Origin of the sequence: Corynebacterium sp. MSK150 (assembly GCF_030229215.1) — a bacterium.
Taxonomy (GTDB): domain Bacteria; phylum Actinomycetota; class Actinomycetes; order Mycobacteriales; family Mycobacteriaceae; genus Corynebacterium.
The window spans coordinates 1-1722 of sequence record NZ_JASPHM010000031.1 but is presented as its reverse complement, the minus strand read 5'-3'; the positions used below and the strand labels follow the sequence as shown (position 1 = coordinate 1722).

The following is a 1722-nucleotide window of genomic DNA, read 5'->3' as shown; positions in this document are numbered from 1 at the left end:
GGGGCGGATTCTAGGGGTCGTTGCAACGATGATGGTTAGTTTGGTTTGATGCTACCGGTTTGTGTGAGGGCGTTGGTCATGACTTCGGCTGGGGTGCGCCAGTTGAGTGCTTTGCGTGGTTTGTGGTTGTGAATGTTGGCGATCATTTCTAGGTCCTCGGCGCTGTAGATGGACAGGTCGCTGTTTTTAGGAAGGTTTCTTCTGAGCCTGCCGTTGGTGTTTTCGTTGCTGCCGCGTTCCCATGGTGATCCTGGATGGCAGAAGTAGATGGGAATGTCAGTGGCCATAGTAAAGGCTTTATGGCCAGCCATTTCGCTTCCTTGGTCCCAGGTAATTGATGACCAGATAGCTTTATCGATTCCTGCAACTGCCTTGTGCAGGGCTGTGAATACTTCTTTGCTGGTATGCCTTCCCGGTAGGTGGCCAAGGACAACAAATCGGCTAACGCGTTCTACTAGCGTGATTACCGCTGATTGGTTGTTTTTACCGAGGATGAGGTCGCCTTCCCAGTGGCCTGGCAAAATACGTTCACTTACCTCATCTGGCCGGTCGTCTATGAGGATCATGTCGTCGACGAAGCGTTGCTGGGCAGGTGTGCTGGAGCGGGTTTGACGTTTCTTGCGTTTCTTTCTACCTGTCGGCAAGTCCAAGCCAAGGTCTTTGAGTCTTCCTTTGGCCTGCAGGTAAAAGGCGTCATAAATCGTTTCGTGACTAATGCGCATGTCCTTATCAGTGGGGTAGTCGATGGGCAGGCGATTAGAAATCTCCTCAGGTGACCATTGTGCCCGCAATTGTGCGCATACATAGTCCCATAGTCTTTTGTTGGCTAGTAGTTTCGGTATTTTCGGCCGCAATCTCCGCGCACAGGCCTTTAACTGGGCTGTTTCCGCACGATACGGGCCTTCAGCACTGTGGTTTCTGCGTACTTCACGCTGAATTGACGATGCGCTACGCCCTAAACGGCGCCCAATCTCACGCAGTGGCACATCTTCGCGGAGAAGATCGGCGATAATGACGCGTTCTTCGAAGCAAATGTAGCGATTGCTGATGCGTTTATACGGATCTACCCCGCTAGGTAAGGCGGGAGGGGCAAGCCTTCCGGATTCGATGACATCATGGCGTTGGCGCAGCGCTTTCATAAGTCTGTTATACGTGCTGGCGTCTTCGCCGACGGGTATGAACTCTTCTCGTCGACCCTGGGATTTGGTGAGTCCTTTTTCGAAATCTAAACGCAGTCGACGATCAATTCCTACTGCCGCGCCAGCATCACCACCAGGCAGGCTCGCCAGCCGAAGGCGCAGATATTCCACTCTTAACTGCGTCTGGCGGACTTTCCGAGCATACTGACTCAACCGGATATGGCACCCAGCTTCCGTAGCTACGGCATAAGCCGCAGAAAGATGCATCCCACATCTTTTAGCAGCTTGGCGTACCGACAGTCCGCTTCGGACTAGCTCTACAAGCTGGAAAGCCTGGCTACCGCGGCGATCAACTCGTTTGGCTTTAAACACGACTGGCAATCCAAAGGCATGACAAAAATTCAAAGCATGCCCGTAATGACAACCAAGCTCACCAGCCGCCGAACGGACACTACGCCCACTGCCAACCAAGGCAACTAAGCCACGACGATCCGATTCAGACAACGAATGAAACGGGCCAATAATCTCAGACACAACAACACCCTCCTAAGGGAAAGTGTTGCAACGACCCTCTGAACTCGGC

The 1722-nt window shown here is 52.7% G+C and carries 1 protein-coding gene; it reads right to left on the bottom strand.

The features are described 5' to 3' along the window. Window positions 1–35: 35 nt before the first annotated feature. Complete coding sequence (locus tag QP941_RS11495; protein WP_049377707.1) at window positions 36–1673, bottom strand: IS30 family transposase; 1638 nt, start codon at window positions 1671–1673, stop codon at window positions 36–38. Window positions 1674–1722 lie beyond the last annotated feature (49 nt).